Annotated in this window: 21 protein-coding genes and 1 pseudogene; 8 read left to right on the plus strand and 14 right to left on the minus strand. The window is 60.1% G+C overall.

Annotated features, from left to right (window positions below; genetic code table 11):
* From BUB69_RS18650 to cobA, 4 genes and pseudogenes are all read left to right on the plus strand, one after another.
* Positions 1 to 1,662 carry a bifunctional protein-serine/threonine kinase/phosphatase gene (locus tag BUB69_RS18650; RefSeq protein ID WP_073169318.1) on the plus strand — a complete coding sequence of 554 codons (1,662 nt, stop codon included), beginning with the start codon at positions 1 to 3 and terminating at the stop codon, positions 1,660 to 1,662.
* 283 nt (positions 1,663 to 1,945) lie between these two features.
* Positions 1,946 to 3,160 (plus strand): annotated as a pseudogene (locus tag BUB69_RS18655) (NAD(P)/FAD-dependent oxidoreductase); the annotation flags it as partial.
* An 11-nt stretch (positions 3,161 to 3,171) separates the two neighbouring features.
* Positions 3,172 to 5,892 carry a nitrate reductase gene (locus tag BUB69_RS18660; protein WP_073169322.1) on the plus strand — a complete coding sequence of 907 codons (2,721 nt, stop codon included), beginning with the start codon at positions 3,172 to 3,174 and terminating at the stop codon, positions 5,890 to 5,892.
* A gap of 10 nt (positions 5,893 to 5,902) precedes the next feature.
* A complete protein-coding gene (gene cobA / locus BUB69_RS18665; RefSeq protein WP_073169324.1) occupies positions 5,903 to 6,658 on the plus strand; it encodes a uroporphyrinogen-III C-methyltransferase in 756 nt (251 codons plus the stop codon).
* 21 nt (positions 6,659 to 6,679) lie between these two features.
* Here the strand turns inward: cobA and BUB69_RS18670 are convergent, their stop codons facing one another.
* The 9 genes from BUB69_RS18670 to ppsA form a co-directional block, all read right to left on the minus strand.
* Positions 6,680 to 7,300 (minus strand): LysE family translocator, encoded by a 621-nt coding sequence (locus BUB69_RS18670; protein ID WP_073169326.1) that lies wholly within the window; start codon positions 7,298 to 7,300, stop codon positions 6,680 to 6,682.
* A gap of 96 nt (positions 7,301 to 7,396) precedes the next feature.
* On the minus strand, positions 7,397 to 8,434 hold the full coding sequence (locus BUB69_RS18675) for an OmpA family protein (RefSeq protein WP_073169329.1): 1,038 nt from the start codon (positions 8,432 to 8,434) through the stop codon (positions 7,397 to 7,399).
* Positions 8,435 to 8,541: 107 nt separating this feature from the next.
* Positions 8,542 to 9,132, minus strand: a complete 591-nt coding sequence (sigX, locus tag BUB69_RS18680; RefSeq protein ID WP_024688564.1) for an RNA polymerase sigma factor SigX — start codon at positions 9,130 to 9,132, stop codon at positions 8,542 to 8,544.
* Between the two features lie 83 nt (positions 9,133 to 9,215).
* The gene (locus BUB69_RS18685; RefSeq protein WP_073169331.1) at positions 9,216 to 10,040 is read right to left on the minus strand and encodes a mechanosensitive ion channel family protein; all 825 of its coding nucleotides are present in this window, start codon (positions 10,038 to 10,040) and stop codon (positions 9,216 to 9,218) included.
* A gap of 2 nt (positions 10,041 to 10,042) precedes the next feature.
* Positions 10,043 to 10,291 carry a hypothetical protein gene (locus BUB69_RS18690; RefSeq protein ID WP_024688566.1) on the minus strand — a complete coding sequence of 83 codons (249 nt, stop codon included), beginning with the start codon at positions 10,289 to 10,291 and terminating at the stop codon, positions 10,043 to 10,045.
* Positions 10,292 to 10,379: 88 nt separating this feature from the next.
* Complete coding sequence (locus BUB69_RS18695) at positions 10,380 to 11,375, minus strand: zinc transporter ZntB (RefSeq protein WP_024688567.1); 996 nt, start codon at positions 11,373 to 11,375, stop codon at positions 10,380 to 10,382.
* 11 nt (positions 11,376 to 11,386) lie between these two features.
* Positions 11,387 to 11,875 (minus strand): ribonuclease E activity regulator RraA, encoded by a 489-nt coding sequence (gene rraA, locus BUB69_RS18700; protein WP_024695352.1) that lies wholly within the window; start codon positions 11,873 to 11,875, stop codon positions 11,387 to 11,389.
* An 80-nt stretch (positions 11,876 to 11,955) separates the two neighbouring features.
* Positions 11,956 to 12,945, minus strand: a complete 990-nt coding sequence (locus BUB69_RS18705; RefSeq protein ID WP_073169333.1) for an alpha/beta fold hydrolase — start codon at positions 12,943 to 12,945, stop codon at positions 11,956 to 11,958.
* A gap of 170 nt (positions 12,946 to 13,115) precedes the next feature.
* Complete coding sequence (gene ppsA / locus BUB69_RS18710; protein ID WP_073169335.1) at positions 13,116 to 15,491, minus strand: phosphoenolpyruvate synthase; 2,376 nt, start codon at positions 15,489 to 15,491, stop codon at positions 13,116 to 13,118.
* A gap of 192 nt (positions 15,492 to 15,683) precedes the next feature.
* Here ppsA and ppsR point away from each other — a divergent pair, with 192 nt between their 5' ends.
* Positions 15,684 to 16,502 (plus strand): posphoenolpyruvate synthetase regulatory kinase/phosphorylase PpsR, encoded by an 819-nt coding sequence (gene ppsR / locus BUB69_RS18715; protein WP_073169337.1) that lies wholly within the window; start codon positions 15,684 to 15,686, stop codon positions 16,500 to 16,502.
* 238 nt (positions 16,503 to 16,740) lie between these two features.
* On the opposite strand, the gene prpF is transcribed toward ppsR, so the two are convergent.
* The 5 genes from prpF to BUB69_RS18740 form a co-directional block, all read right to left on the minus strand.
* A complete protein-coding gene (gene prpF, locus BUB69_RS18720) occupies positions 16,741 to 17,925 on the minus strand; it encodes a 2-methylaconitate cis-trans isomerase PrpF (RefSeq protein WP_073169339.1) in 1,185 nt (394 codons plus the stop codon).
* A 245-nt stretch (positions 17,926 to 18,170) separates the two neighbouring features.
* Positions 18,171 to 20,759, minus strand: a complete 2,589-nt coding sequence (acnD, locus tag BUB69_RS18725) for a Fe/S-dependent 2-methylisocitrate dehydratase AcnD (RefSeq protein WP_073169341.1) — start codon at positions 20,757 to 20,759, stop codon at positions 18,171 to 18,173.
* An 86-nt stretch (positions 20,760 to 20,845) separates the two neighbouring features.
* Positions 20,846 to 21,973, minus strand: a complete 1,128-nt coding sequence (prpC, locus tag BUB69_RS18730; RefSeq protein WP_073169343.1) for a bifunctional 2-methylcitrate synthase/citrate synthase — start codon at positions 21,971 to 21,973, stop codon at positions 20,846 to 20,848.
* 56 nt (positions 21,974 to 22,029) lie between these two features.
* Positions 22,030 to 22,923: a methylisocitrate lyase gene (prpB, locus tag BUB69_RS18735; RefSeq protein ID WP_073169345.1), complete on the minus strand. Its 894-nt coding sequence runs from the start codon at positions 22,921 to 22,923 to the stop codon at positions 22,030 to 22,032.
* On the minus strand, positions 22,920 to 23,627 hold the full coding sequence (locus tag BUB69_RS18740; protein ID WP_073169347.1) for a GntR family transcriptional regulator: 708 nt from the start codon (positions 23,625 to 23,627) through the stop codon (positions 22,920 to 22,922). Before BUB69_RS18740 ends, prpB begins: the two co-directional genes overlap by 4 nt.
* 298 nt (positions 23,628 to 23,925) lie before the next feature.
* On the opposite strand from BUB69_RS18740, the gene rloA reads away from it, so the two are divergent.
* Genes rloA through BUB69_RS18755 form a run of 3 tightly spaced genes read left to right on the plus strand, consistent with a single transcriptional unit; the run spans position 23,926 to position 26,982 of the window.
* Entirely contained in the window at positions 23,926 to 24,462 is a 537-nt protein-coding gene (gene rloA, locus BUB69_RS18745) for a retropepsin-like aspartic peptidase RloA (RefSeq protein ID WP_073169349.1), read from the plus strand.
* 4 nt (positions 24,463 to 24,466) lie between these two features.
* Entirely contained in the window at positions 24,467 to 26,005 is a 1,539-nt protein-coding gene (rloB, locus tag BUB69_RS18750; RefSeq protein WP_073169351.1) for an osmotic stress tolerance membrane protein RloB, read from the plus strand.
* Positions 26,005 to 26,982, plus strand: coding sequence for an alpha-L-glutamate ligase-like protein (locus BUB69_RS18755; protein ID WP_163032047.1), 978 nt, complete (start codon positions 26,005 to 26,007; stop codon positions 26,980 to 26,982). Before rloB ends, BUB69_RS18755 begins: the two co-directional genes overlap by 1 nt.
* Positions 26,983 to 26,988 lie beyond the last annotated feature (6 nt).

Raw genomic sequence — 26,988 nt, forward strand, 5'->3', positions numbered from 1 at the left:
ATGACGCTGCACCTGCGTTTTGCCGAGTACAGCGCCAGCGGTCCACGAGCGGAGAATCAGGACGCGCTGCGCCTGGTCACTCCGGTTCCGGCGCTGGCCGCCAGCAAGGGCTATCTGTTCGCCCTTGCCGACGGCGTCAGCCAGTGCGCCGATGGTGCACTGGCCGCGCAGTCGACCCTGCAAGCCCTGGCGCTGGATTACTACGCGACGCCTGAGACATGGGGCGTGGCCCAGTCACTGGATCGTTTGCTGCTTGCCCAGAACCGCTGGTTGCTGGCCAACGGCTTGCTGACCACCCTCAGTGCGCTGGTACTGCGCGGCAGGCGCTTCACCCTCGCCCACGTAGGCGATTGCCGCGCCTACCGCTGGCAGTCCGGAAAGCTCAAACGCATCAGCGAAGACCACGTGTGGGAACAGGCCGACATGCAGCACGTGCTCAAGCGCGCGCTGGGCCTGGACCAGTACGTGGTCATGGATTATCTGGACGGCGAGCTGTGTGAGGGTGAGCGCTTGCTGCTGGTCAGCGATGGCATCTGGGCAACGCTGGGCGACACGAGCATCCGTTCGATCCTGACCGAGCAGGATGACCTCGATGACGCTGTCAGGACGCTGGTCAGCGCTGCGCACCTGGCCGGCAGTCAGGACAACGCCAGCGCCCTGCTCATTCAGGTCGATAGCCTGGGTGAGGACGATCTGGGCGATGCCCTGCTTCAATTGCAACAATGGCCCTTGCCGCCAGCGCTCAAGCCCGGCCAGACCTTCGAAGGCTGGAGCGTCGGCAACGTGGTCGCCCAGTCGCGCCAGTCCATCCTGTACCGCGCCCACGATAGCCATGGCCAGCCCTGGCTGCTCAAGACCCTGCCGAGTGCCCGGCATGACGAACCGGGTGCCGGCCAGGGACTTCTGCTTGAGGAGTGGTTTCTGCGCCGGGTTGCCGGCCGCTTTTTCCCCGAAGTGCATCCGCTGCCTGAACGCCAGCACCTGTACTACGCCATGCGCGAATACAGCGGGCGCACGCTTGCAGATAGCTTTGCACTGAGCGGACCGCTGCCACTCGCACACTGGCAGGATCTGACCACCCGCCTGCTGCGGGCCACAGGCCTGCTGCATCGACGCAACATCATTCATCGCGACATAAAGCCCGAAAACCTGTTGCTGGCGCACGACAATGAATTACGGCTGCTAGATTTCGGCCTTGCGTTCTGTCCGGGTCTGTCGGCGGCCAATGCCGATGAACTGCCGGGCACACCGAGCTACATTGCCCCGGAAGCCTTCAACGGTGCCGAGCCGGCTCCGCAACAGGATCTGTACGCGGTCGGCGTGACCCTTTATTACCTGCTGACCGGCCAGTATCCCTATGGTGAGATCGAAGCCTTTCAGCATCGTCGTTTTGGCACACCGATTCCGGCCAGCCGCTACCGGCCTGACCTGCCACTCTGGCTGAGTCAGAGTCTGGACAAGGCGGTGCAGGCCAATCCCGCTCAGCGTTATGAGACGGCCGAGCAGTGGTTGCTGGAACTGGACCAGGCCGAACAACGCCCGACAGTGGCGCGTCCGCGTCCGCTGCTGGAACGCGAGCCATTGAAGGTCTGGCGCAGCCTGGCGCTGGTTTCGCTGCTGATTAATCTGGTCGCGGTGATCTGGTTGATTGGGGGGCACTGAGCAACAGGCCCGCCCCGCTTCTGTGCAACACGCCTCAAGGCAGTGCAGGCACGAACAGGGCTCCTGGCTCAGCGCCCCGCTTTAGCGGCCCCGAACAAGTTGGCACAACCACTGCATGGTCCCTCTCAGAAGTTTCATACTGCGCCGCCCTCAACGATGAAGGCAGCGTTTCCCGAGAGAACGGGACCGGACAAAGGCGTCCTCGTCAGGCAACTGACGGGACGCCTTTTTTTGTTTGCGCGCAATTTGTCGAGCACACCCTTGATGGTGACTCGGAGGCCCGATGAAAAAACTCAAACTGGTGATGATTGGCAACGGCATGGCCGGAGTGCGCACACTCGAAGAGTTGCTCAAATTGAGCGAAGACCTGTACGACATCACGGTCTTCGGCGCCGAGCCACACCCCAACTACAACCGCATCTTGTTGTCACCGGTGCTGGCGGGCGAGCAAACGTTCGAAGACATCGTGCTCAACGACCTGGCCTGGTACGAAACCAACGGCATTCAACTGCTGCTCAATCGCCGCGTGGTCAGGATCGATCGCATCAAGCGTCTGGTCATCGCGGATGACGGCACACAGGCCCATTATGACCGCCTGTTGATCGCGACCGGCTCAAGCCCGTTCATCCTGCCGATTCCCGGCAACACACTGGACGGTGTGATCGGTTATCGCGACATCGGCCACACCCGGGAAATGATCGAAACCGCCGCCACACACAAACGCGCGGTTGTCATCGGTGGCGGCCTGCTGGGTCTGGAAGCGGCCAATGGCCTGAGCATGCGCGGCATGCAGGTCACCGTGGTTCACAACGGCCAGACTCTGCTTGAGCGCCAACTGGACAAAACCAGCGGCCTGATGCTTCAAGCGGCACTGGAGAAGCGCGGTCTGAGCTTTCGCCTCAACGAGCAGACCGAAGCCTTGCTGGGCGACGATCAGGGCCGGGTTCAGGCGGTGCGCTTCAAGAATGGCGAGGTGATCGATACCGATCTGGTGGTGATGGCCGCCGGCATTCGCCCTAACACTGAACTGGCCGAACAGGCGGGCCTGCCCTGCAGCCGAGGCATTCTGGTCAACGACACGCTGCAGACCTATGACCCGCGTATCTACGCCATCGGCGAATGTGTCAGCCATCGCGGCATCGCTTACGGCCTTGTGGCGCCTCTGTTCGAACAGGCCAGGGTCTGCGCCAATCACCTCGCGCAACTGGGTTTTGCACGCTATCGGGGCTCGGTGACGTCGACCAAGCTGAAAGTGACGGGCATCGACCTGTTCTCGGCTGGCGATTTTCTGGGCGGCGAAGGCACTGAGTGCATCACCTTGTCGGATCCCATCAGCGGCATCTACAAAAAGCTGGTCATCAAGAATGATGTGCTGGTGGGCGCTTGCCTGTATGGCGACACCGCCGATGGCAGCTGGTACTTGAAACAGATTCGTGACGGCCAAGGCATCGATGCGATTCGCAATCACCTGATGTTCGGCGAAGCCGTACTCGCCGAGGCAGCCTGCGCATGACCCGCCTGACTCTGCAGCCGACCCAGATCACGGCCTCCACCTGCTGCTACTGCGGCGTAGGATGCGGCGTGCTGATCGAGCATGATGGACAGAATATTTTGGGCGTGAGCGGCGATCCGCAGCACCCGGCCAACTTCGGCAAACTGTGCAGCAAGGGGTCGAGCCTGCACCTGACCGGCGATATTGACGCGCGCGCGCTGTACCCGGAATTACGCTTGAGCAAAGGCCTGGCCCGCAGCATCACCGACTGGGACACCGCACTGGAACACGCCGCCACGGTGTTCGCCGACAGCATCCGCGAGCACGGCCCCGACAGTGTTGCGTTCTACATTTCCGGCCAGTTGCTGACCGAGGACTACTACGCCTTCAACAAGCTGGCCCGCGCCCTGATTGGTACCAATAACATCGACAGCAACTCGCGGCTGTGCATGTCGTCGGCCGTAGCCGGCTACAAACGCAGTCTGGGTGCCGACGCACCGCCGTGCAGCTATGAAGACATTGAGCTGAGCGATTGCGTGCTGATCGTCGGCAGCAACATGGCCTACGCCCATCCGGTTCTGTTTCGTCGCCTGGAAGAAGCCAAAAGCCGTCGGCCCGAGATGAAAGTCATCGTCATCGATCCACGTCGTACCGACACCTGCGAGCTGGCAGATATGCACCTGGCGATTCAGCCTGGCACTGACGTCGCGCTGTTCCACGGCATTGTGCATGTGCTTATGAGTGAAGGCCTTGTGGATCCGGTCTTTATTGCCGCACACACACAGGGCTACGAAGCGCTGGAAACCCTGGTGCGCGATTACCCGCCAGAAAGCGTTGCGCAACGGTGCGGCATACCGATTGAGCAACTGCTGACCTGCGCCCGCTGGATAGGTGAAGCGCCGAGCTTCCTGTCGCTGTGGTGCATGGGACTGAACCAGTCCACTGCCGGCAGCGCCAAGAACAGCGCACTCATCAACATCCATCTCGCCACAGGCCAGATCGGTCGCGTCGGTGCGGGGCCCTTTTCGCTCACCGGTCAGCCCAATGCCATGGGCGGGCGTGAAACCGGCAGCCTGTCCAACTTGCTGCCAGGCCATCGCGACGCCGCCAACCCGGAGCATCGCGCTGAAGTGGCGCAGTACTGGGGGGTTGACGAGTTGCCGGGCAACCCCGGTCTGTCGGCTATCGAACTGTTCGAACAACTGCAGAGCGGCAAGATCAAGGCCCTGTGGATTGCCTGTACCAACCCCGCGCAATCCTTGCCCGACCAGAACAGAATCCGGGCGGCGCTTGAGACCTGCCCGTTCGTGGTGCTGCAGGAGGCTTTCAAGACCACCGAAACCGCGCGCTTTGCCGACCTGCTGTTGCCTGCGGCAAGCTGGGGTGAAAAGGAAGGCACAGTCACCAATTCCGAGCGACGCCTTTCCAACGTGCGCAAAGCCATCCAGGCGCCCGGCCAGGCACGCCCGGACTGGGCGATCACGGTGGATTTCGCCCAACGCCTGCAACAGCGGCTGCTGCCCGACGCGCCGGCCCTGTTCGACTTCAAGAATCCGGCAATGCTGTTCGATGAATTCAAAGGCCTGACCACCGGGCGCGACCTGGACATGTCGGGCATCGACCGGGCGCTCATCGACCGCGAAGGTCCGCAGCAATGGCCGTTCCCGCAGGGCGCCAGCGTCGGCACACCGCGCCTGTACGCCGACGGCGTGTTCCCGACCGCGTCGGGCCGGGCTCAGTTCTTGAGCGAGCCCTACATCGAAGCCAGGGAACTGCGCGATACCCGATTCCCGCTGACGCTCAACACCGGCCGCCTGCGTGATCAGTGGCACGGCATGAGTCGCACCGGCACTGCCGCACGGCTGTTTGGTCATGTCAGTGAAGCAGCGCTGAGTCTGCACCCTGATGACCTGCAGCTTCACGCGTTGCAGAATGGCGACCTGATCAAACTGATCAGCCGTCGCGGTGAACTGTACTTGCCAGTGAGCAGCGATGACAGCGTGCGTCCCGGCCAGCCATTCCTGCCCATGCACTGGGGTGATCGCTTCCTCAAGGGCGGCGTGAACGTCCTGACCCAACCGGCCTTTGATCCGATCTCGAAACAGCCGGAACTCAAGCATTCCGGGGTCAGAATCGAGAAAGCCGGGCTGGCGTGGCAGTTCTTCGCATTGGTCGAAGGCGACGTGCAACAGCAATGGGAGCGCTTGCGCACGCTGTGCGGATCATTCACTTACCTGAGCCTGGGCCTGGCAGGCCGGGAGCGCCCGGCGCTGGTGATTCGTGCCGCCAGCGCGATTGCGCCCGAGGCCAGTCTGCTGCGCGAAATCGATACCCTGCTAGGCGTGGACGAGGGCCCGGTGCTGGCCTACGACGACCCCGAACGCTCCATTGGCAAGCGGGTGCGAATCGATAACGGGCGCATCACAGCCATTCGCCTGGCCGGTGAGACGCTGGCCCGGCACTGGCTGCAAACACTCTGGCTGGAAGAGCGCGTCGATGCGCCACTGCGCCGCTGGCTGCTCGCGCCGCTGAGCAGCGAGCCGGGAAAGGACGGCTGCGCGACACGTGACAAGACCTTGTGCAACTGCATGAACGTCAGGCAAAGCGCGGTCGAGAAAGGCATCGAAAACGGCCTGGATCTGAATCAACTCAAGAAACAACTAGGCTGCGGAACCCAGTGCGGGTCCTGCGTCCCGGAAATAAAAAGACTGATCAATACCCTGATGGTCACTGAATGAGGTACGCAGCATGAGCGCAAAAGTCTGGCTGGTGGGCGCAGGTCCGGGTGACCCTGAATTGCTGACGCTCAAGGCCGTACGGGCCTTGCGCGAGGCGCATGTGGTGTTGATCGATGATCTGGTCAACACCGCCGTGCTTGAACACTGCCCCGCTGCGCGGATCATCCCGGTTGGCAAGCGCGGCGGCTGCCGCTCGACGCCACAGGCCTTCATTCATCGCCTGATGTTGCGCTACGTGCGTCAAGGCAAATGCGTGGTACGCCTCAAAGGCGGCGACCCGTGCATCTTTGGTCGGGGCGGCGAAGAAGCGCAGTGGTTGCAGGAACGCGGCGTAGACGTGGAGCTGGTCAACGGCATCACGGCGGGTCTGGCGGGCGCTACACAGTGCGGAATTTCACTGACACTGCGTGGCATCAGCCGTGGTGTGACGCTAGTCACCGCCCATACGCAGGACGACAGCAGTCTCAACTGGCAGGCACTGGCACAAACCGGTACGACGCTGGTGGTGTATATGGGCGTGGCGAAACTGCCGGACATTCGTGAGAACCTGCTGGCAGGCGGCATGAGCGCGGACATGCCCGTGGCCATGATTGAAAACGCCTCGCTGCCATGGCAACGCGAATGCCGCAGTACCCTGGCGAACATGCAGCACGACGCGACAGCATTCGAACTCAAGAGTCCCGCCATTCTGGTAATAGGCGAAGTGGCAGCGTCCACTGAGGCCCATCACACCCTGCTGAGCGATCTGCACCGGCAGGTTGGTTGATACGCGCTCAACGCTTGCGGCTTAACGCCTGCTGAGCGCCAGGCGTGCGGCGAACAGCACAAAGATCACGCCGGTCGCACGATCCATCCAGGCAATCACCTTCTCGCGCCGCAACACTGCGGCCAGCGGGTGGGTGGCGGCGATCAGAATCATCGACCAGAGCAATCCGATCACGATGTGAATGCTGACCAGGCCAAACGTCCAGGCAACCAGCGGCTGGCCCTGTGGAATGAATTGCGGCAGAAACGAGACGTAGAAAACCCCCATCTTGGGATTCAGGACATTACCCATCATTCCTTTGAAAAACCAATTGGCCCCTGGTCGTCCGTTCACCTGAACCGATGACAGTGACGTTCGAGGTCGAAGCAGCATGCCCAATCCTAGCCAGGCCAGATAGGCAGCGCCGCAGTATTTCAAGACGTTATAGGCCAGTTCCGACACCGCGATCAACGCACCCAGCCCGAACGCTACCACTGCGCCCCACAACAGGCAGCCTGCATTGATACCCAGGACCGCGCGAAACGCCTGCTGCTTGCCTTCTACCGTTGCGGTTCTCAGGATAAGGGCCGTGTCGAGGCCGGGCGTCAGCGTCAGCAGCGTCGCGGCAAAGGCAAACGCAAGGAGGGTGTCGGCGAAGGGCATGGATGGGTCCCGGCAGGATGAAAGCGGCTATTTATCCTCAAATCGCAGGCAAAGAAAAGCCCGGCCGGAGCCGGGCTTTTCAGTAGGAGCGGCTAATTACTTAGCTTGAGCTTCTACTTCTGCTTCTACGCGACGGTTAACTGCGCGACCAGCTTCAGTTGCGTTGTCAGCAACTGGACGGGATTCGCCGTAACCAACCGAGTTTACGCGGCTAGCGCCAACACCGTACTGGTTGACCAGAACTTGCTTAACGGCGTTTGCACGACGCTCAGACAGCTTCTGGTTGTAAGCGTCAGGACCGACGGAGTCAGTGTGACCTTCAACAGTGGTGGTGGTCTGTGGGTACTGCTGCATGAAGTCAGCGAGGTTCTTGATGTCGCCGTAGCTGTTAGGCTTGACTACGGATTTGTCGAAATCGAACTTCACGTCCAGCTCAACACGAACCACTTCAGCAACTGCCGGGCAGCCATCAGCGTCAACGGTTACGTTGGCTGGGGTGTCTGGGCACTTGTCGACGTTGTCGCACACGCCGTCGTTGTCGCTGTCGGAGCAGACTTCAGCAACTGGAGCAACCGGAGCAGCTTCAACTTTCTTGCTGCCGCCGCCGAAGTTTACGCCGATACCGACGCTAGGAGCCCACTCGGTGTCGCCCTGGTCGATGTTGTACTGAGCTTCAACGCCTGCACGGGCATAGAAGTTGTCAGTGAAGTACAGCTTGGCGCCGCCGCCAACGTTGGCGAAGGTGGAGCCGTTACGGCCGCCACGAGCGTCCTGGCCAATGCTCTGGTCAGAGAAACCGGCAGACAGGTAAGGACGCAGCATGTCGCCCGGGTTGTTGAAGTGGTACAGAGCGTCCAGGGCAGTGTTGGAGCCCTTGATGTTCTTGCCGCTGTCGCTACGGACGTTGTGAACTTCGTCGTAGCCCAGACGCAGTTCAACATCATCGGTCAGGAAGTAGCCAACGGAGCCGCCGAACAGGTTGCCGTCGTTTTTGAAGTTACGAGCGCTGTCGTAATATTCTTTCTTGGCGAAGCCTTCGATTTCGACCGCGCCTTGGCCTTGTGCCAGAGCGCCGAAAGAAGTTGCGGCAACAATAGTACCAATGGCCAAGCCCAAGGTGTTTTTCAGTTTCATCCGTTAAATCCCCATCTGATGATTATAAAGCAGTCCCGCATAACCGGGGACAACTCGTCGGCGAGTCTACCAGACCTTGCCAGTTCGTTAGAGATATTTGCTCGCCGTTAAGTTTCGGCGATACCTGCAAATTTCTCACGTAATTTGTCCAACGCCCGCTTGTAACGCATTTTCGTTGCGCTCAAGCCCATGTGCATAATGTCTGCAATCTCCTGGAATTCAAGTTCTGCGACGAATCGCAGCACCAGAATCTCCCGATCGATCGGGTTCACGTGCACAAGCCAGCGATCGAGACCGCCCCGCTCCTCAGGTTTTGGCGTCTTTTCTTCCGACGCTTCCTCAAGCGGATCCAGACTCAAAGCGTCCATCAAGCGACGCTTACGCCGTTCCTTCCTGTACTGAGTGATGCACTCGTTGTAGGTGATGCTGTAAAGCCAGGTTTTGAACTTCGACTTTCCCTCGAAATTCTTCAATCCATACAAGACCTTAAGCATCACCTCCTGACAGACATCGTCAGCATCGCGATCGTTCCCCAAATAACGTGCACAGACGTTAAAAAGTGTTCTCTGGTAACGACGCATCAATTCTTCATACGCCCGGGTCACGTTGAACAGCTCAACGTGTGCGCGCGCGACCAGCTCCTCATCAGAGAGATCGCGGGGTTCGTAGCGCGTCGAAAGCGGTTGAGGTTTATTCAAAACGAATCTTGCCGACAGTCAGGTCAATGTCCGCCACGGCCCGTTCCGGCAACTGGGGCGGCATAGATTAGCAGGTTCGCCGCTTAACGGCTGCTTACTCTCTGCTCGAGAAGGATGCGGTTGGAAAAAGACACCAGCTCCCCCTCGTCTGTCAGCAAGGTCGTTTTGACCGTACCGATTTCCTCTATCTGACCTTCGGTGTCGCCTATCTGCACCTGCTGGCCTACCTGATAGAGCTCACGCACATAAATTCCGGCGATGATCTGACCCGCGATTTCGCGGCTTCCAAGCCCCAATGCCAGGGCAACTGCCAGACCAACGGTAATCAACGCAATCACAATCACATGATTCAGCAGGTCGGTTTTGACCTCAAGCTGACTGATCGCGACAGAAATACTGATGATAATGACCAGTCCCTGAGCGATTCGCCCAAGGCCTGCCGAGTAATCGACACCGACGCTTTCGGCTGCACCGCGCACCAGACCGTTGACCAGCTGCGCCAGCAGCACGCCCACCAGCAGTACCAGCGCGGCGCCAAAGACCTTGGGCAAATACAGCGCCAGCATGTCCAGTGTCGCGGAAACACGTTGCAGGCCCAGCGACTCGGCCGCCGAAACCAGAAAGATCAACAGCACGAACCAATAGACGATCTTGCCGATCAGCGTGGAGATAGGCACTTTGACGCCGGCGCGCCCCAGGATTTTGGTCAGACCGGTGCCACCGACCAGTCGGTCCAGCCCCAGCTTGGCGAGCAGTTTGGACAGCAGCGCGTCGAGCAGCTTGGCCACGGCAAAACCCAGCAGCACCACGACAAGCGCGCCGAACAGGTTCGGGATGAAGTTTGCGACTTTAGTCCACAATGCAGTCATTGCAGCAAGAAGACTCTGCGTCCAGAGGTTCAATTCCATGCTCAATCAGCCTTATCGGTAGAACGGGCACCGTTCACGGTGCGACGGGAAACGGGAGCGACATGGGCGGAGCCGTTGTTGAGTGCGATCATCATCGCCTCGGACCAACGACCCAGCAGCCCGAACAACACGCCTGCACCGACCTGGCGGTTGGCGGTTTTCAGGACTCGCCCCAGACATGCATCGTCATCCCGGCTGGAGGATGAAGATTTAAGCATGTCACGTAAAGATTCTTCGAACGGATCGTGCATCAGGCACCTCACGCAATGTCAGTCAAAGACGTGACACATTCAGAACGAGTCACACGTGCAGCATGAAAAAATCTTAAGGGTGCAAGCCTTATACCCAACGCAATCGCCTGAACAGCCACCACTGCCCCGCCGCCAGCGACACGATCAGGCCGCACGCAACCAGAAAACCGTAAGGGTTTTCAGCCCCCGGAATACCGCCGACGTTGATGCCCAGCAGGCCGGTCAGAAAGCTCATGGGCAGGAAGATTCCGGTGATGATGCCGAAGCGATACATGGTGCGGTTCATGTGCTCGCGCAGACGCCGGTCTTCGGACTCAAGCAGCAGCCCGACTCGCTCTCGGGTCAGTTCGAGTTCTTCCAGGTAACGGGTCAGACTGTTGTTCAGCTCATTCCAGTAGTCGGCATCATCGTCACAGAACCACGTCAGTTTGATGCGCGAAAGCTGGCCGTAGATATCGCGCTGCGGCCCCAGAAAACGGCGCAGTCCGGCTGCGCGACGACGGATGTGCAACAGCTTGCCGTGCTCGGGACTGTACCATTCGTCGGCATCGGTCTTTTCTTCTTCCTCATCGACCGATTCGGTCAACTCGCCGACCAGATCCTGGACCTTGTCAGTCAGGTACTGGGCCAGGTAAAGAATCAACTCTGAAGCTGTTTTCGGCCCCTTGCCCTGACCCAGCAGCTCTATCAGCTCTTCCGTCGCACGCAGAGGGCGCAGCCGCAGGGAGATCACCCGCTGGGCCGCGGCAAAAATGCGCACCGACACCATGTCTTCCGGCTCGGCACCGGGGTTGAGGTTCACGCCACGCAGAAACAGCAGCAATTCCTGATCCGGCAAGGCCAGCAACCGGGGCCGGGTGTTTTCTTCAAGCAACAGGTTGCAGGCAAACTCGCTCAGCCCGCTGGCAGTGCGCAGCCATGTGTGGGTTTGCGGATGGCTGCGATCCCAGTGCAGCCACAGGCTTTCCTGCGGCTGCAACTGAAGATCCTGAAGTTCGGTTCGAGCAATGAAACGCGCTCCGCCTTTACCGTCCAATACGAGGGCATGCACCAGCCCCCACTGCGCGTTTGCTTCATCGAACATTAATACGTCGCTTATTCCGGCATGGTCAGAGGAGAAGGAGAAATGATCACGCCATTGTTGTCGGCATACAGGTAATCGCCCGGCTTGAAGGTCACACCGCCGAACGTGACTGGCACATTCAGCTCACCGACGCCGCGTTTCTCGCTTTTTTTCGGGTGACTGGCCAGCGCCTGCACGCCCAGGTCGGTCTGGGCCAGCATGTCCACGTCACGTACACAACCGTAGATCAACACGCCTTCCCAGCCATTCTTCGACGCTTTATCGGCCACCATGTCGCCCAGCATTGCGCAACGCAGCGAGCCGCCACCGTCGACCACCAGCACCTTGCCTTTACCGTCCAGCGCAACCTGCTCCTTGACCAGCGAGTTGTCTTCGAAACACTTGAGGGTGACGATCTGGCCGCCAAACGAGTCGCGGCCACCGAAATTGCTGAACATCGGTTCGACAACCTGTACCAGGTCTGGATAAGCGTCACACAGATCGGGGGTGAGGTAGTGCATGAGGTCAACTCCTGTCATCAAGGCATGGGCGCAAGAAGGGTGCAGATCCAGCGTACCGCGCAGCATAGTGAATTTAATCGCTAACTGCCTACCGCCACCTGAAACTCTGCACCCTGTTCAGGAACAGACTGCTCGCGCAACCAATCGATCACTCGCGGCCAGACCTGTTGCTGCGCGCCTTTGCTGACGAGCATTTGCACGTGCCCGAAATCTTCATTGAACCCGTGCTCACGCCCCAGACAGAGGAACTGCTTGCGATCCGACCCGATCTGTTCGAACAGCGCGCGACAGGCCCAGACCGGATCCTGATGATCACCGACCGCTGCCACTGCCAGCACAGGCACCTGTACACCTTTCAGACCCGCCCACCAATCGCTGTGCCGATCACCAAAGCGCCCGAACAGACCATGCCAGCGCATGCTCTCCAGCAACACACCCATGGGTTCATCTTCCGGCCCGCGCTTGAAACGTGGCCCGGATACGTGTTCGAAACGTTTCAGCAACAGTCGACCGGACCATTGCAGCGGCGGGATCTTGAGCGGCCAGTACGTGCGACTGACCTGGCTGCCGAACAGCGCCACCGACGCCGCACTCGCAACGCCCAGGTACCCGCCGCCCAGCGCCGCCGCCAATGTCGTGCCGCCGAGCGAATGACCGATCCAGTGCGGCACTTGCCCGCTCTGCTCCTGCACAAACGCCGCAATCGACGGCAGGTCGTAGCGGGCGTAATCGGCCACACAATTGGCACGATAGTTCTGGTTGCGCGCCGACAGCCCGTGCCCACGCATTTCGGGGATCCACACGTCATAACCGGCACGCGCGAGCAATGGTCCCAGCCCGATGCCCTTGGGCGAGTACCAGAACCTGCGGTTGGAGAAACTGCCGTGTACCAGAATGACCGGCACGCCCCGCCCATGAGCCTGTTCGACCAGACCCAGGCGGGTCACGGCCAGTTCGACGCTCGGATCAGGGCTGTTGGCAGGCTTGAGGCGATAAACGTCCTCGACCAGGTCGCCGCGACGCTCGGCACTGATCAAGGCAACGGGAAATAGATGGCTGCTGCTTTGCATATTGCTCTTTTCGGAAATTCAAAGGCATCGGGTCGCCTCTGACAGACTGGATGAAACTGCGCACAGGAACGCCTTGTCGCGCCGCATAAAAAAGGCGGTTTCCGAAAAAACCGCCTCTTTTTGCTGAAACCCTGAACCATCAAGACGGCCAAGGGCTTTTTCGCGTCACATCAGACCGGTGCTTGCGCCTCGGCCAGGAAGAACCAGGTCTCCAGCACCGAATCGGGGTTGAGCGAAACACTCTCGATGCCCTGATCCATCAGCCAGCGGGCCAGATCCGGGTGATCGGAAGGGCCCTGACCGCAGATGCCGATGTACTTGCCAGCCTTGTTACAGGCCTGAATGGCATTGGACAGGAGCTTCTTGACCGCAGGGTTACGCTCGTCGAACAGGTGCGCGATGACGCCGGAGTCACGGTCCAGGCCCAGGGTCAACTGAGTCAGGTCATTGGAGCCGATGGAGAACCCGTCGAAATACTCGAGGAACTCTTCAGCCAGGATCGCGTTGGACGGCAATTCGCACATCATGATGATGCGCAGACCGTTTTCGCCGCGCTTCAGGCCGTTGGCCGCCAACAGGTCGATCACCTGACTCGCCTCGCCCAGGGTGCGCACGAACGGCACCATGATCTCGACGTTGGTCAGGCCCATGTCCTCACGCACACGTTTCAGCGCGCGGCACTCCAGCTCGAAGCAATCGCGGAAGTTTTCACTGATGTAGCGTGATGCGCCGCGGAAGCCCAGCATCGGGTTTTCTTCTTCCGGCTCGTACAGCTTGCCGCCGATCAGGTTGGCGTACTCATTGGACTTGAAGTCCGACAGCCGCACGATGACTTTCTTGGGTGTGAAGGCGGCGGCCAGGGTACTGATGCCTTCGACCAGCTTCTCGACGTAGAAACCGACCGGATCGTCATAACCGGCGATGCGTTTGTCGACGCTGTCCTTGATTTCCGGGGGCAGCAGCGAGTAGTTGAGCAGCGCCTTGGGGTGCACGCCGATCATACGGTTGATGATGAACTCCAGACGCGCCAGGCCGACACCGGCATTGGGCAACTGGGCAAAATCGAAGGCGCGATCGGGGTTACCGACGTTCATCATGATCTTGAACGGCAATTCAGGCATGGCATCGACCGAGTTGGTCTTGATGTCGAAGCCCAGTTCGCCTTCGAAGATGTAACCGGTGTCGCCCTCGGCGCAGGACACTGTCACGCCCTGCCCGTCCTGCAGCAACTGAGTGGCGTTGCCACAGCCGACGACAGCCGGAATGCCCAGCTCACGGGCGATGATCGCCGCGTGGCAGGTACGGCCGCCACGGTTGGTGACGATGGCGCTCGCACGCTTCATGACCGGTTCCCAGTCCGGGTCGGTCATGTCGGAGACCAGCACATCACCGGCCTGCACCTTGTCCATCTCGGACACGTCCTTGATGATCCGCACCTTGCCCGCGCCAATACGCTGGCCGATGGCACGCCCTTCGACCAGCACCTTGCCGGTCTCCTTGAGCAGGTAGCGCTCCATGACGTTGGCCGAGGCACGGCTCTTCACGGTTTCAGGACGCGCCTGAACGATGTAGAGCTTGCCGTCATCACCATCCTTGGCCCATTCAATGTCCATCGGGCACTTGTAGTGCTTCTCGATGATCATCGCCTGCTTGGCCAGCTCGGACACTTCCGCATCGCTCAGGCAGAAACGCGCACGGTCGGCAGGCTCGACGTCGATCACCTTGACCGAACGACCGGCCTTGGCCTCTTCGCCGTAAATCATCTTGATGGCCTTGCTGCCCAGGTTGCGACGCAGTATCGCAGGGCGGCCAGCCGCCAGGGTGTCCTTGTGTACGTAGAATTCGTCGGGGTTCACGGCACCTTGCACAACCGTTTCACCCAGGCCATAGGCACCGGTGATGAACACCACGTCGCGAAAGCCCGATTCGGTATCCAGGGTGAACATCACGCCTGCGGTACCGGTTTCGGAACGCACCATGCGCTGCACGCCCGCAGAAAGCGCCACCAGCTTGTGGTCGAAGCCCTGATGCACACGGTAGGAAATGGCACGGTCATTGAACAGCGAGGCGAACACTTCCTTGGCAGCACGAATGACGTTTTCGACGCCGCGGATGTTCAGGAAGGTTTCCTGCTGACCTGCGAAGGAGGCGTCAGGCAGGTCTTCAGCGGTGGCGGAAGAACGCACGGCAACGGCCAGATTCGGGTTGCCTGCCGACAGCGCGGCAAAGGCCGTGCGGATCTCGGCGTTGAGCTTCTCGGGGAATTCGGCTTCCATGATCCACTGACGAATCTGCGCGCCGGTGCGGGCCAGAGCGTTGACGTCGTCGACATCAAGCGCATCCAGGGCTGCGTGGATCTGATCGTTCAGACCGCTGAGCTCAAGGAAATCACGGTAGGCCTGGGCCGTAGTCGCGAAGCCACCAGGTACTGAAACGCCAGCACCTGCGAGGTTGCTGATCATTTCGCCGAGGGATGCGTTCTTGCCTCCCACGTGCTCCACATCATGGACGCCGAGCTTATCGAGGGAAACTACGTACTCTACCAAGGTGATCTCTCCACTAACTGTGTTTGTTGTTGGGAAAAGCTCATTCACCCAAGCCACTGTCACGTGGCCGCGGGCGTTTCGGGTCGGGCGCAAGCCTGAACCTTCAAAATAGGTGAGAATGCAGACCCTCAGGGCCCGCAAGCGCGCCTATGATATCCAAGAATCGTCAACTGCTTAAGGCCAGGAGCGCAAATGAAACGATCCGCTTTCTTCATCTCCGACGGGACCGGGATCACGGCTGAAACCCTGGGTCAAAGCCTGTTAGCGCAATTTGAAAACATCACGTTCAACAAGTTCACCAGGCCCTATATCGACAGCGTCGAGAAAGCGCGGGCGATGGTACAACAAATCAACAACGCCGCGGACAAGGACGATGTCCGGCCGATCATCTTCGACACCATCGTCAATCAGGACATTCGGGAGATCCTGGCCACCTCCAACGGCTTCATGATCGATATTTTCTCGACCTTTCTGGCCCCGCTGGAACAGGAGCTTAGTTCACACTCCTCGTATTCGGTGGGCAAATCGCACTCCATCGGTCACAACTCCAACTACATGGAGCGCATCGAGGCTGTCAATTTCGCGCTGGACAATGACGACGGCGCACGCACGCATTATTACGACAAGGCCGACATTATCCTGGTTGGCGTCTCGCGTTGCGGAAAGACCCCGACCTGTCTGTACATGGCCATGCAGTTCGGCATCCGCGCAGCCAACTACCCGCTGACCGAAGACGACATGGAGCGCCTGCAACTGCCCGCCGCGCTCAAGCAGCATCGCGAAAAGCTGTTCGGCCTGACCATCGACCCTGACCGCCTGACGGCCATTCGTCACGAACGCAAACCCAACAGCCGTTATTCAAGCTTTGCGCAGTGCGAATTCGAAGTGCGGGAAGTGGAGAACCTGTTTCGTCGGGAAAACATCCCGAACATCAATTCAACCCACTTTTCCGTGGAAGAAATCTCCGCCAAGGTGCTGGTTGAGAAAGGAGTGGAGCGGCGGTTCAAGTAAGGGCCATTTCGCTGGATTGCCGAACAGAGCAATCCAGCCCCATAAAAACGCGTAACTCTTTGAATTAAAGCAATTTATTGTGGAAAGCGGCTTACCGGCGATGCTTTTTCTGCAGCAACACATCAGTGACTGAACTGACGCCATCGCCGGCAATCCGCCTCCCACGAGTGGTGCGTTTATTCAGCGGGATCGGGGCCAACGCGGTGCATTGGCACGATCAATCCGCGTATTTCCATCCTTAAGGTTGCGGCACCCGCACCCAACCCTCCATCAGCACCCGGGCACTGCGGCTCATGATGGCTTTGGTGACTTTCCACTCGCCATCCTGCTGGTGCGCTTCAGCCCCTACTCGCAAGGTGCCGGACGGATGACCGAACCGCACCGCAACACGCGTTTCGCCACCAGCCGCCAGATTGACCAGTGTGCCCGGAATAGCGGCGGCCGTGCCGATGGCAACCGCCGCCGTGCCCATCATTGCGTGATGCAGCTTGCCCATGGACACGGCGCGCACCCGCAGATCAATGTCCTGCGCGGCGACCGCTTTGCCGCTTGACGACACGTAGCCAGACGGCGGAGCGACAAAAGCGACCTTGGGTGTGTGCTGCCGACGTGCCGCTTCATCTATATGAGCGATCAGCCCCATGCGCACTGCCCCGTGAGCCCGAATGGTCTCCAGCTTCGCCAACGCTTCGGGACTGCCGTTGATATCCCCCTGCAGCTCGCTGCCGGTGTAACCAATATCGGCGGCGTTGATGAAGATGGTCGGGATGCCTGCGTTGATCATCGTCGCTTTCAGCGTACCGACACCCGGCACCTCAAGGTCATCGACCAGATGCCCCGTAGGGAACATCGAACCTGCGGCGCCCTCTTCATCCGCTGCCGGATCGATAAACTCCAACTGAACCTCGGCGGCGGGAAAAGTGACGCCATCAAGCTCGAAATCACCGGTTTCCTGCACCTCACCCTTGCTGATCGGCACGTGGGCGATGATGGTCTTGCCGATATTGGCCTGCCAGATACGCACAATGGCGATGCCGTCCTGCGGAATGCGGCCGGCATCGACCAGACCGCTGAGAATCGCGAACGAACCGACCGCTGCCGACAGGTTGCCGCAGTTGCCGCTCCAGTCGACGAAAGGCTTGTCGATGGACACCTGACCGAACAGGTAATCGACATCATGATCGGCCTTGTCGGAGCGCGACAGAATCACTGTCTTGCTGGTGCTGGATGTTGCCCCGCCCATGCCGTCAATCTGCTTTTCATAGGGATCGGGGCTGCCGATCACGCGCAGCAGCAATGCATCCCTGGCCGGACCCGGGACCTGAGCAGCTTCGGGCAGATCAAGCAGGTTGAAAAACACCCCCTTGCTGGTCCCCCCACGCATGTAGGTGGCGGGAATTCTGATTTGCGGTAAATGAGTCATGCCTGTTCCTGTCCCGGTTATTGATCGTTGCCATGCCCCGCGCTCATCGCTACAGACAAGTCTCGCGGCAACCAGCGAACTGTGGGAGGCGGCTTGCCGGCGATGCTTTTTCTGAAGCAACACATCACTGACTGAACTGACGCCATCGCCGGCAAGCCGCCTCCCAAGGGGTATGTATTCACTCAGACACTTTTGTTTTGATCGTGCCCATGCGCTGCGTGGGCACGATCAGTGCTGCTCTGTTTTCAAGACACCGTCGCCTCGAGGAAATCCTGCGCGAAACGCTGCAATACGCCGCCCGCCTCGTAGATGGAGAGTTCCTCAGCGGTGTCCAGACGGCACGTCATCGGTACCTCCAGGCGCTCACCATTCCTGCGGTTGATCACCAGGGTCAGGGTCGCACGCGGGGTCCGCTGACCCACCACGTCGAAGGTTTCGCTGCCATCGATGCCCAGTGTCAGGCGGCTGGTGCCCGGTTTGAACTCCAGCGGCAATACCCCCATGCCCACCAGGTTGGTGCGATGGATACGCTCGAAGCCTTCGGCGGCAATCGCCTCGACACCCGCCAGCCGCACGCCCTTGGCCGCCCAGTCACGGGATGAACCCTGACCGTAATCGGCACCGGCGATGATGATCAGCGGCTGCTTGCGCGCCATGTAGGTCTCGATGGCTTCCCACATGCGCGTGACCTGGCCTTCCGGCTCGATCCGGGTCAGCGATCCTTTTTTGACCTTGCCCTCCACCACGGCCATTTCGTTGACCAGTTGCGGGTTGGCGAAGGTGGCACGCTGTGCGGTCAGGTGATCGCCGCGGTGGGTCGCGTAAGAGTTGAAGTCTTCCTCGGGCACGCCCATTTTCGCCAGGTACTCGCCTGCGGCGCTGTCGAGCATGATCGCGTTGGAGGGCGACAGGTGATCCGTGGTGATGTTGTCCGGCAGCACCGCCAGCGCACGCATGCCGTTGAGCGTGCGCTCCCCGGCCAGCGCGCCTTCCCAGTAAGGCGGACGACGGATGTAAGTGCTCATCGCGCGCCAGTCATAGAGCGGCTCGACTTTCGGCCCGGTGTGCTCTTCGATGGCGAACATCGGGATGTAGACCTGCCGGAACTGCTCTGGTTTGACCGACGCCTGCACAACGGCGTCGATCTCTTCGTCTGCAGGCCAGATGTCCATCAGACGAATCGCCTTGCCATCGACAACCCCCAGCACGTCCTTTTCGATATCGAAACGAATCGTGCCGGCGATTGCGTAAGCGACCACCAGCGGCGGCGAGGCGAGAAACGCCTGTTTGGCGTAAGGGTGGATGCGTCCATCAAAGTTGCGATTACCGGACAATACCGCCGTGGCGTAGAGGTCACGGTCGATGATTTCCTGCTGGATGACCGGATCCAGCGCGCCAGACATGCCGTTGCAGGTCGTGCAGGCAAACGCGACCACGCCGAAACCCAACTGCTCAAGTTCGGTGGTCAGCCCGGCGGCGTCCAGATACAACGCCACGGTTTTCGAGCCAGGTGCCAGTGACGACTTGACCCAGGGCTTGCGCGTCAGCCCCAGGCGATTCGCATTGCGCGCCAGCAAGCCGGCGGCAATCACGTTGCGCGGATTGCTGGTGTTGGTGCAACTGGTGATTGCCGCGATGATCACCGCGCCATCGGGCATCTGACCCGGCACGTCGTCCCATTGCCCGGCGATGCCTCTGGCGGCCAGATCGGAGGTCGCGACACGCGCATGCGGATTCGACGGTCCGGCCATGTTGCGCACCACACTGGACAGATCGAAGCTCAGCACCCGCTCATATTCAACCTGCTGCAGGCTGTCAGACCACAACCCGGTGTGCCTGGCGTACAGCTCGACCAGCTTGACCTGCTCATCCTCGCGCCCGGTCAGGCGCAGGTAATCGATGGTTTGCGAGTCGATCGAGAACATTGCCGCCGTAGCGCCGTACTCCGGTGCCATATTGGAAATCGTCGCCCGGTCGCCCAGCGTAAGGCTGGCTGCGCCTTCGCCGTAGAACTCAAGGTATGCGCCTACCACTTTCTGTTGGCGCAGGTATTCGGTCAGGGCCAACACCACGTCGGTGGCAGTGATACCGGGCTGGCGGCGGCCGGTCAGCTCGACACCGATGATGTCCGGCAGACGCATCCAGGACGCACGGCCAAGCATCACGTTTTCAGCCTCCAGGCCGCCGACGCCAATGGCGATCACGCCCAGCGCATCAACGTGCGGGGTGTGGCTGTCAGTGCCGACCAGCGTGTCGGGAAAGGCCACGCCGTCGAGCACCTGAACCACCGGCGACATTTTTTCCAGATTGATCTGGTGCATGATGCCGTTGCCGGGCGGAATCACTTCGACGTTCTTGAACGCCTGCTTGGTCCAGTCGATGAAGTGGAAGCGGTCTTCGTTGCGACGGTCTTCGATGGCACGGTTCTTCTCGAACGCCTGCGGATCATTGCCCCCACACTCCACAGCCAGCGAGTGATCGACGATCAGTTGTACCGGCACCACCGGGTTGACCAGCGCGGGATCCCCCCCTTGAGAGGCAATGGCATCGCGCAAGCCTGCCAGATCAACCAGCGCGGTCTGGCCAAGGATGTCGTGACACACCACACGTGCCGGAAACCAGGGGAAATCCAGGTCGCGGCGGCGCTCGATCAGTTGGGTCAGCGATGCGTTCAGGGTCGCCGGGTCACAACGACGCACCAGGTTTTCGGCCAATACGCGTGAGGTGTAGGGCAACGTGGCGTAAGCGCCAGGCTTGATGGCCTCGACGGCCGCGTGGGCATCGAAATAGTCCAGCCGGGTACCGGGAAGCGGTTTGCGAAATTCACTGTTCATGGCGGGCTCGGTTCATTGCTGGCGACATCAGGAGGGTTTCGAAAAGCGGGCGGGAAGCTCATCAGCGGCTCCCCTGCCCGTCTGGCTCAGCGGCTCTGGATGGGCACGAAGCTGCGTTGCGCGACGCCTGTGTATTCGGCGCTCGGACGAATGATGCGGTTGTTGCTGCGCTGTTCGAACACATGGGCTGCCCAGCCAGTCAGGCGCGAACAGACGAAGATCGGCGTGAACAGCTTGGTCGGAATGCCCATGAAGTGGTACGCCGAGGCGTGGTAGAAATCGGCGTTGGGGAACAGCTTCTTCTGCTCCCACATGACCTTGTCGATGGCCTCGGAAACCGGGAACAGCACGGTATCGCCCACCTCATCGGCGAGCTTCTTCGACCAGCCTTTGATCACCTCGTTACGCGGATCTGACTCTTTGTAGATCGCGTGCCCGAAGCCCATGATCTTTTCCTTGCGCTCCAGCATGCCCAGCGTGCCTTGGGTCGCCTCATCGGCCGAACCGAAACGCTGAATCATGTCCATTGCCGCTTCGTTGGCCCCGCCGTGCAGCGGGCCACGCAACGTCCCGATGGCTGCCGTGATGCAGGAGTACAAGTCCGACAGGGTCGAAGCGCAGACCCGTGCGGTAAAGGTCGAGGCATTGAATTCGTGCTCGGCATACAGGATCAGCGACACGTCCATGACCTTGCGGTGCAGCTCGCTGGGCGTTTTATCCAGCAACAGGTGCAGGAAGTGCCCGCCGATGGAGTCTTCATCGGTCACACAGTCAATGCGCTTGCCTTCGTGGCTGAAGCGATACCAGTAGCACATGATCGCCGGAAAGGCCGCGAGCAGGCGGTCAGTCGAGTCGCGCTGCTGCTCGAAGCTGCGCTCCGGCTCAAGGGTGCCCAGCATCGACGCACCAGTGCGCATCACGTCCATCGGGTGAGTGTCGGCCGGAATGCGCTCAAGCACTTCCTTCAACGCCTGCGGCAGTTCGCGCAACGCTTTGAGGCGCTGCAGATAAGCGCTCAGTTGAGTCTGGGTCGGAAGCTCGCCATAGAGCAGCAGATAAGCGACTTCCTCGAAGCGCGCTTCGGCAGCCAGCTCGCGCACGTCATAGCCACGATACGTCAGGCCAGCGCCTGCCATGCCGACGGTGGACAGGGCTGTCTGTCCGGCAACCTGACCCCGCAGACCTGCGCCGCTCAATACTTTTGCTTCAGCCATTGCATTCTCCAGTTCTTGAAATTGTCGGGAATTGGCGATTCTTGATGCCGATTCGGCTAACCCCTCTTCTGCGCAAACAGCGCATCGAGCTTCTGCTCGAAGGTGTGGTAGTCGATGGCGTCGTACAGCTCCATGCGGGTCTGCATGGTGTCGATCACGTGTTGCTGGGTGCCGTCGCGGCGGATCGCGCCGTAGACGTTTTCCGCCGCCTTGTTCATGGCGCGGAATGCCGATAAAGGATAGAGCACCAGCGAGACGTCAGACTCGCGCAGCTGGTCGACGGTAAACAAAGGTGTGGCACCGAACTCGGTGATGTTGGCCAGAATCGGCACACCGGCGCGGTTGGCGAACTGCTTGTACATGGCCAGTTCGGTGATCGCTTCAGGGAAGATCATGTCCGCGCCCGCTTCGATACAGGCCGCCGCACGCTCCAGCGCCGACTCCAGCCCTTCGACCGCCAACGCGTCGGTACGCGCCATGATCACGAAGCTGTCATCGGTGCGCGCATCGACAGCGGCCTTGATGCGGTCGACCATTTCCTGCTGCGACACAATTTCCTTGTTCGGACGATGCCCACAACGCTTGGCTCCAACCTGATCCTCGATGTGAATCGCGGCCGCTCCGGCCTTGATCATCGAACGCACGGTGCGCGCCACATTGAACGCAGACGACCCGAAGCCGGTGTCGACATCGACCAGCAACGGCAGGTCACAGACATCGGTGATGCGCCGCACGTCGATCAAGACATCCTCGAGCCCGGTGATGCCCAGGTCCGGGATACCCAGCGAACCTGCGGCCACACCGCCGCCGGACAGATAAATTGCCTTGAACCCGGCACGTTTGGCCAGCAAGGCATGATTGGCATTGATTGCGCCGACCACCTGCAATGGCTGTTCGCTGGCAACGGCGTCACGAAAACGCTGTCCGGGAGTTGGGGTGTCGCGACTCATGGTTCACCTCGTTCGGTAGCCGCCTGGTAATGGCGCTCGATGTTGCGTCTGGACGCACCGATATGCCGGCGCATCAATAATTCGGCCAGTTCGCCGTCGCGCTCGGCAATCGCGTCGAGAATCCGGTGATGTTCGGCAAAGGCCTGGCGGGGTCGGTTGGGCGTGGTGGAAAACTGGATGCGGTACATGCGCACCAGTTGGTACAACTCGCCGCAGAGCATCTGACTGAGCGTGCGGTTGCCGCTGCCCTGAATGATCCGGTAATGAAAGTCGAAATCGCCTTCCTGCTGGTAATAACCGACACCGGCCTGAAACGCGGCGTCACGCTCGTGGGTATCCAGCACCTGGCGCAGTTCGTCGATTTGCTCGCGGGTCATGCGTTCGGCGGCCAGTCGGCAGGCCATGCCCTCAAGGGATTCGCGGATTTCGTACAGTTCGATCATCTCGGCATGGCTCAGCGAAACCACACGAGCCCCCACATGAGGGATGCGAACCACGAGACGCTGCCCTTCGAGACGATGAATCGCTTCACGCAACGGCCCACGGCTGATGCCGTAGGTACGGGCCAGTTCGGGCTCGGAGATTTTGCTGCCAGGAGCGATCTCGCCTTTGACGATGGCGGCCTGAATACGTCGAAAGACATGCTCGGAAAGGGTTTCAGAGTCGTCAGTCAATTTCGTGACTTCTTCAAGCGCACCCAGCATTGTCGACACCTCGCTGTTCAATAAAGCCAAATCTAGCTATCAGCGCAGTATCAGTCAAAGAAAAACACACGATTGTCGACAATCGTCTAATGCGCCGGCTTATTTCGCCCATACGGGCAATGGCTGAATCCCGCCGTAAAACTGGCAGCGTCAAGGCTTCATGCTAGAATGCGCGCCACGTTTGCACAGCGCTGCCCGGCCCCGGATCACAGCCTGCGACCCCACGACTGCCCATCAATCAGGCCCGTCCCGTTTGCGCCCTGACCCTGAAGTTGTTGCGCTCATCGCGCCAGGATTTATGAGACTCGATACCCTCACCACACTGCTCTGCCTTTGGCTTTTGCCCACTTTTTGCGTGGCGGCCAACAAGACCGTCTATGGCCTCAACGAATACGCCAAGCTCACCGACATCGACCTGGAAGTCGCGGCCAAGCTCGACACCGGCGCCAAAACGGCCTCGTTGAGCGCCCGTGAGATCAAGCATTTCAAGCGCAATGGCGAAAGCTGGGTGCGCTTCTATCTGGCCATCGACGACAGTCACGCTCACCCCATCGAAAGGCCTCTGGCGCGGGTCAGCAAGATCAAGCGCCGCGCCGATGACCGCGACCCGGATGACGAGAAAAAATACACGGCCCGCCCGGTCATCAGCCTGACGGTCTGCATGGGTGAAGTTTTACGCACCATAGAAGTGAACTTGACCGACCGAAGTGCTTTCCAATATCCGCTTTTGATCGGCTCCGAAGCCTTGAAACGCTTTGATGCGCTGGTCGATCCAAGTCTTAAATATGCGGCAGGAAAGCCTGGCTGCGCTTCCGTCGCTCAAAACGCAGAGTAAATACATGCGCTCTCTCACGCTCCACCTGAAAATCCTGATCACTGTCCTGGTGACCCTGGGCATTGCGATCACGGCCTATCAGATACTGGCGCTCGGCATCCCGGTGACCGAAGACGAAACCGACGACCTGTGGAACATCGACGCCAAGGTGGAATTTGTCGCCAACCCCAAAGACTCGGTCAAGATCCAGATGTTCGTGCCGCCTCTGGCGCATGATTACATCAGCCTCAATGAAAGCTTTATTTCCAACAATTACGGGGTCAGCGTCAACCGGGGCGACGGCAACCGTCGTGTTACCTGGTCGACCCGCCGCGCAACCGGCAACCAGACGCTGTACTACCGCCTGGTCCTGACCAAGCGCTACAGCGGCGAAAAACCCAAGGTCAAAGGCCCGATCTTCCGCGACAGCCTGCCCGTCGAAGGCCCGGAAAAAATCGCCGCAGAAGCCTTGCTGGCACCGATTCGCCAGCACTCGGCGGATGTCGAGACGTTCATCACCGAAGCCATCAAGCGCGTCAACAACCTGAGCGATGACAACGTCAAGCTGCTGCTGGCAGGCGACACGTCGGCCAGCAAGAAAGCTCAAGTCACCGAACTGCTGCTGTCCATCGCTCACGTCCCCATGGAAAAGGCCCACACCATCCGCCTGGAAGCCGACCAGCCGCAGACGCCCGAACTGTGGCTGCGCAGCTTCAATGGCAAGGAGTGGCTGTACTTCAACCCGGACACCGGCGAAGCCGGCTTGCCGGACAACCGCCTGCTGTGGTGGACCGGAGATGAAAACCTGGTCACCGTCGAAGGCGGCAAGAAGGTGCAGGTCACCTTCAGCCTGAACAACAGCGAAATGAATGCCATGCGTCTGGCCAAGCTGACCGACGCCAGCACCGATTCGGACTTCCTCGCCTACTCCCTGTACGGCCTGCCGCTGCAGACCCAACAGACCTTCATGATCATGGTCATGATCCCGATTGGCGTGCTGGTCATCCTGATTCTGCGTAACCTGATCGGCCTGCAGACACTGGGCACGTTTACGCCGGTGCTGATCGCCCTCGCCTTCCGTGAAACCCAGCTGGGTTTCGGCATCGCGCTGTTTACCGTCATCACGGCACTGGGGCTGTCGCTGCGCTCCTATCTGGAACATTTGAAACTGCAGATGCTGCCGCGCCTGTCGGTGGTGCTGACCTTCGTGGTGGTATTGATCGCCGCCATCAGCCTGTTCAGCCACAAGCTGGGGCTTGAACGGGGCCTGTCGGTGGCGCTGTTCCCGATGGTGATCCTGACCATGACCATCGAACGCCTGTCCATCACCTGGGAAGAACGCGGCGCGAGCCATGCGATGAAAGTCGCCATCGGCACGCTGTTCGCGGCCTCGCTGGCGCACCTGATCATGAGCGTGCCGGAACTGACTTACTTCGTGTTCACCTTCCCGGCCGTGTTGCTGGTGCTGGTCGGCTTCATGCTGGCAATGGGCAGATACCGTGGCTATCGCCTGACCGAACTGATGCGCTTCAAGGCGTTCCTTAAAGAGGACCAGGCCAAGTGATCGGCTGGTGGAAGACCTGGAAGGCGCTGGAAGCCCGCGGCATCATGGGCATCAATCGGCGCAATGCCGATTACGTACTCAAGTACAACAAGCGCAGCCTGTACCCGATTGTCGATGACAAGATCATCACCAAGGAACGCGCTATTCAGGCAGGCATTCATGTGCCTGAAATGTACGGCGTGATTTCGACCGAAAAGGAAATCGACCAGCTTGACGAGATCATCGGCGGGCGCAGCGATTTCGTGATCAAACCCGCCCAGGGCGCAGGTGGTGACGGCATTCTGGTGATCGCCGACCGTTTCGAGGACCGTTATCGAACGGTGTCGGGGCGCATCATCAGCCATTCGGAAATCGAGCATCAGGTTTCCAGCATTCTCACCGGCCTGTATTCGCTGGGCGGACACCGCGACCGGGCACTGATCGAATACCGCGTCACGCCTGACCCGATCTTCAAGAGCATCAGCTACGAGGGCGTACCCGACATTCGCGTCATCGTATTGATGGGTTATCCAGTCATGGCCATGCTGCGCCTGCCCACTCGGCAGTCAGGCGGCAAAGCCAATCTGCACCAGGGCGCTATCGGCGTCGGTGTTGACCTGGCCACCGGCATCACCCTTCAGGGCACCTGGCTGAACAGCATCATCAGCAAGCACCCGGACACCACCAACGCGGTGGACGGCGTGCAATTGCCTAACTGGGATGGCTTCATGAAGCTGTCGGCCGAATGCTACGAACTGTGCGGGCTGGGCTACATCGGCGTCGATATGGTGCTCGATCAGGACAAAGGCCCGCTGATCCTGGAGCTCAACGCCCGCCCCGGCCTGAACATCCAGATCGCCAACGACAGCGGCCTTACGCATCGCACCCAGGCGGTGGAGGCTCGCATCGAACAACTGGCGCAGGAAGGCAGGCAGGAAACGCCGCAGGAACGCGTCGAGTTCGTGCAGGCGCTGTTTGGCCACGTGCCCAGCGCCTGAAGCGCT

Source organism: Pseudomonas asturiensis (assembly GCF_900143095.1).
Lineage (GTDB): Bacteria > Pseudomonadota > Gammaproteobacteria > Pseudomonadales > Pseudomonadaceae > Aquipseudomonas > Aquipseudomonas asturiensis.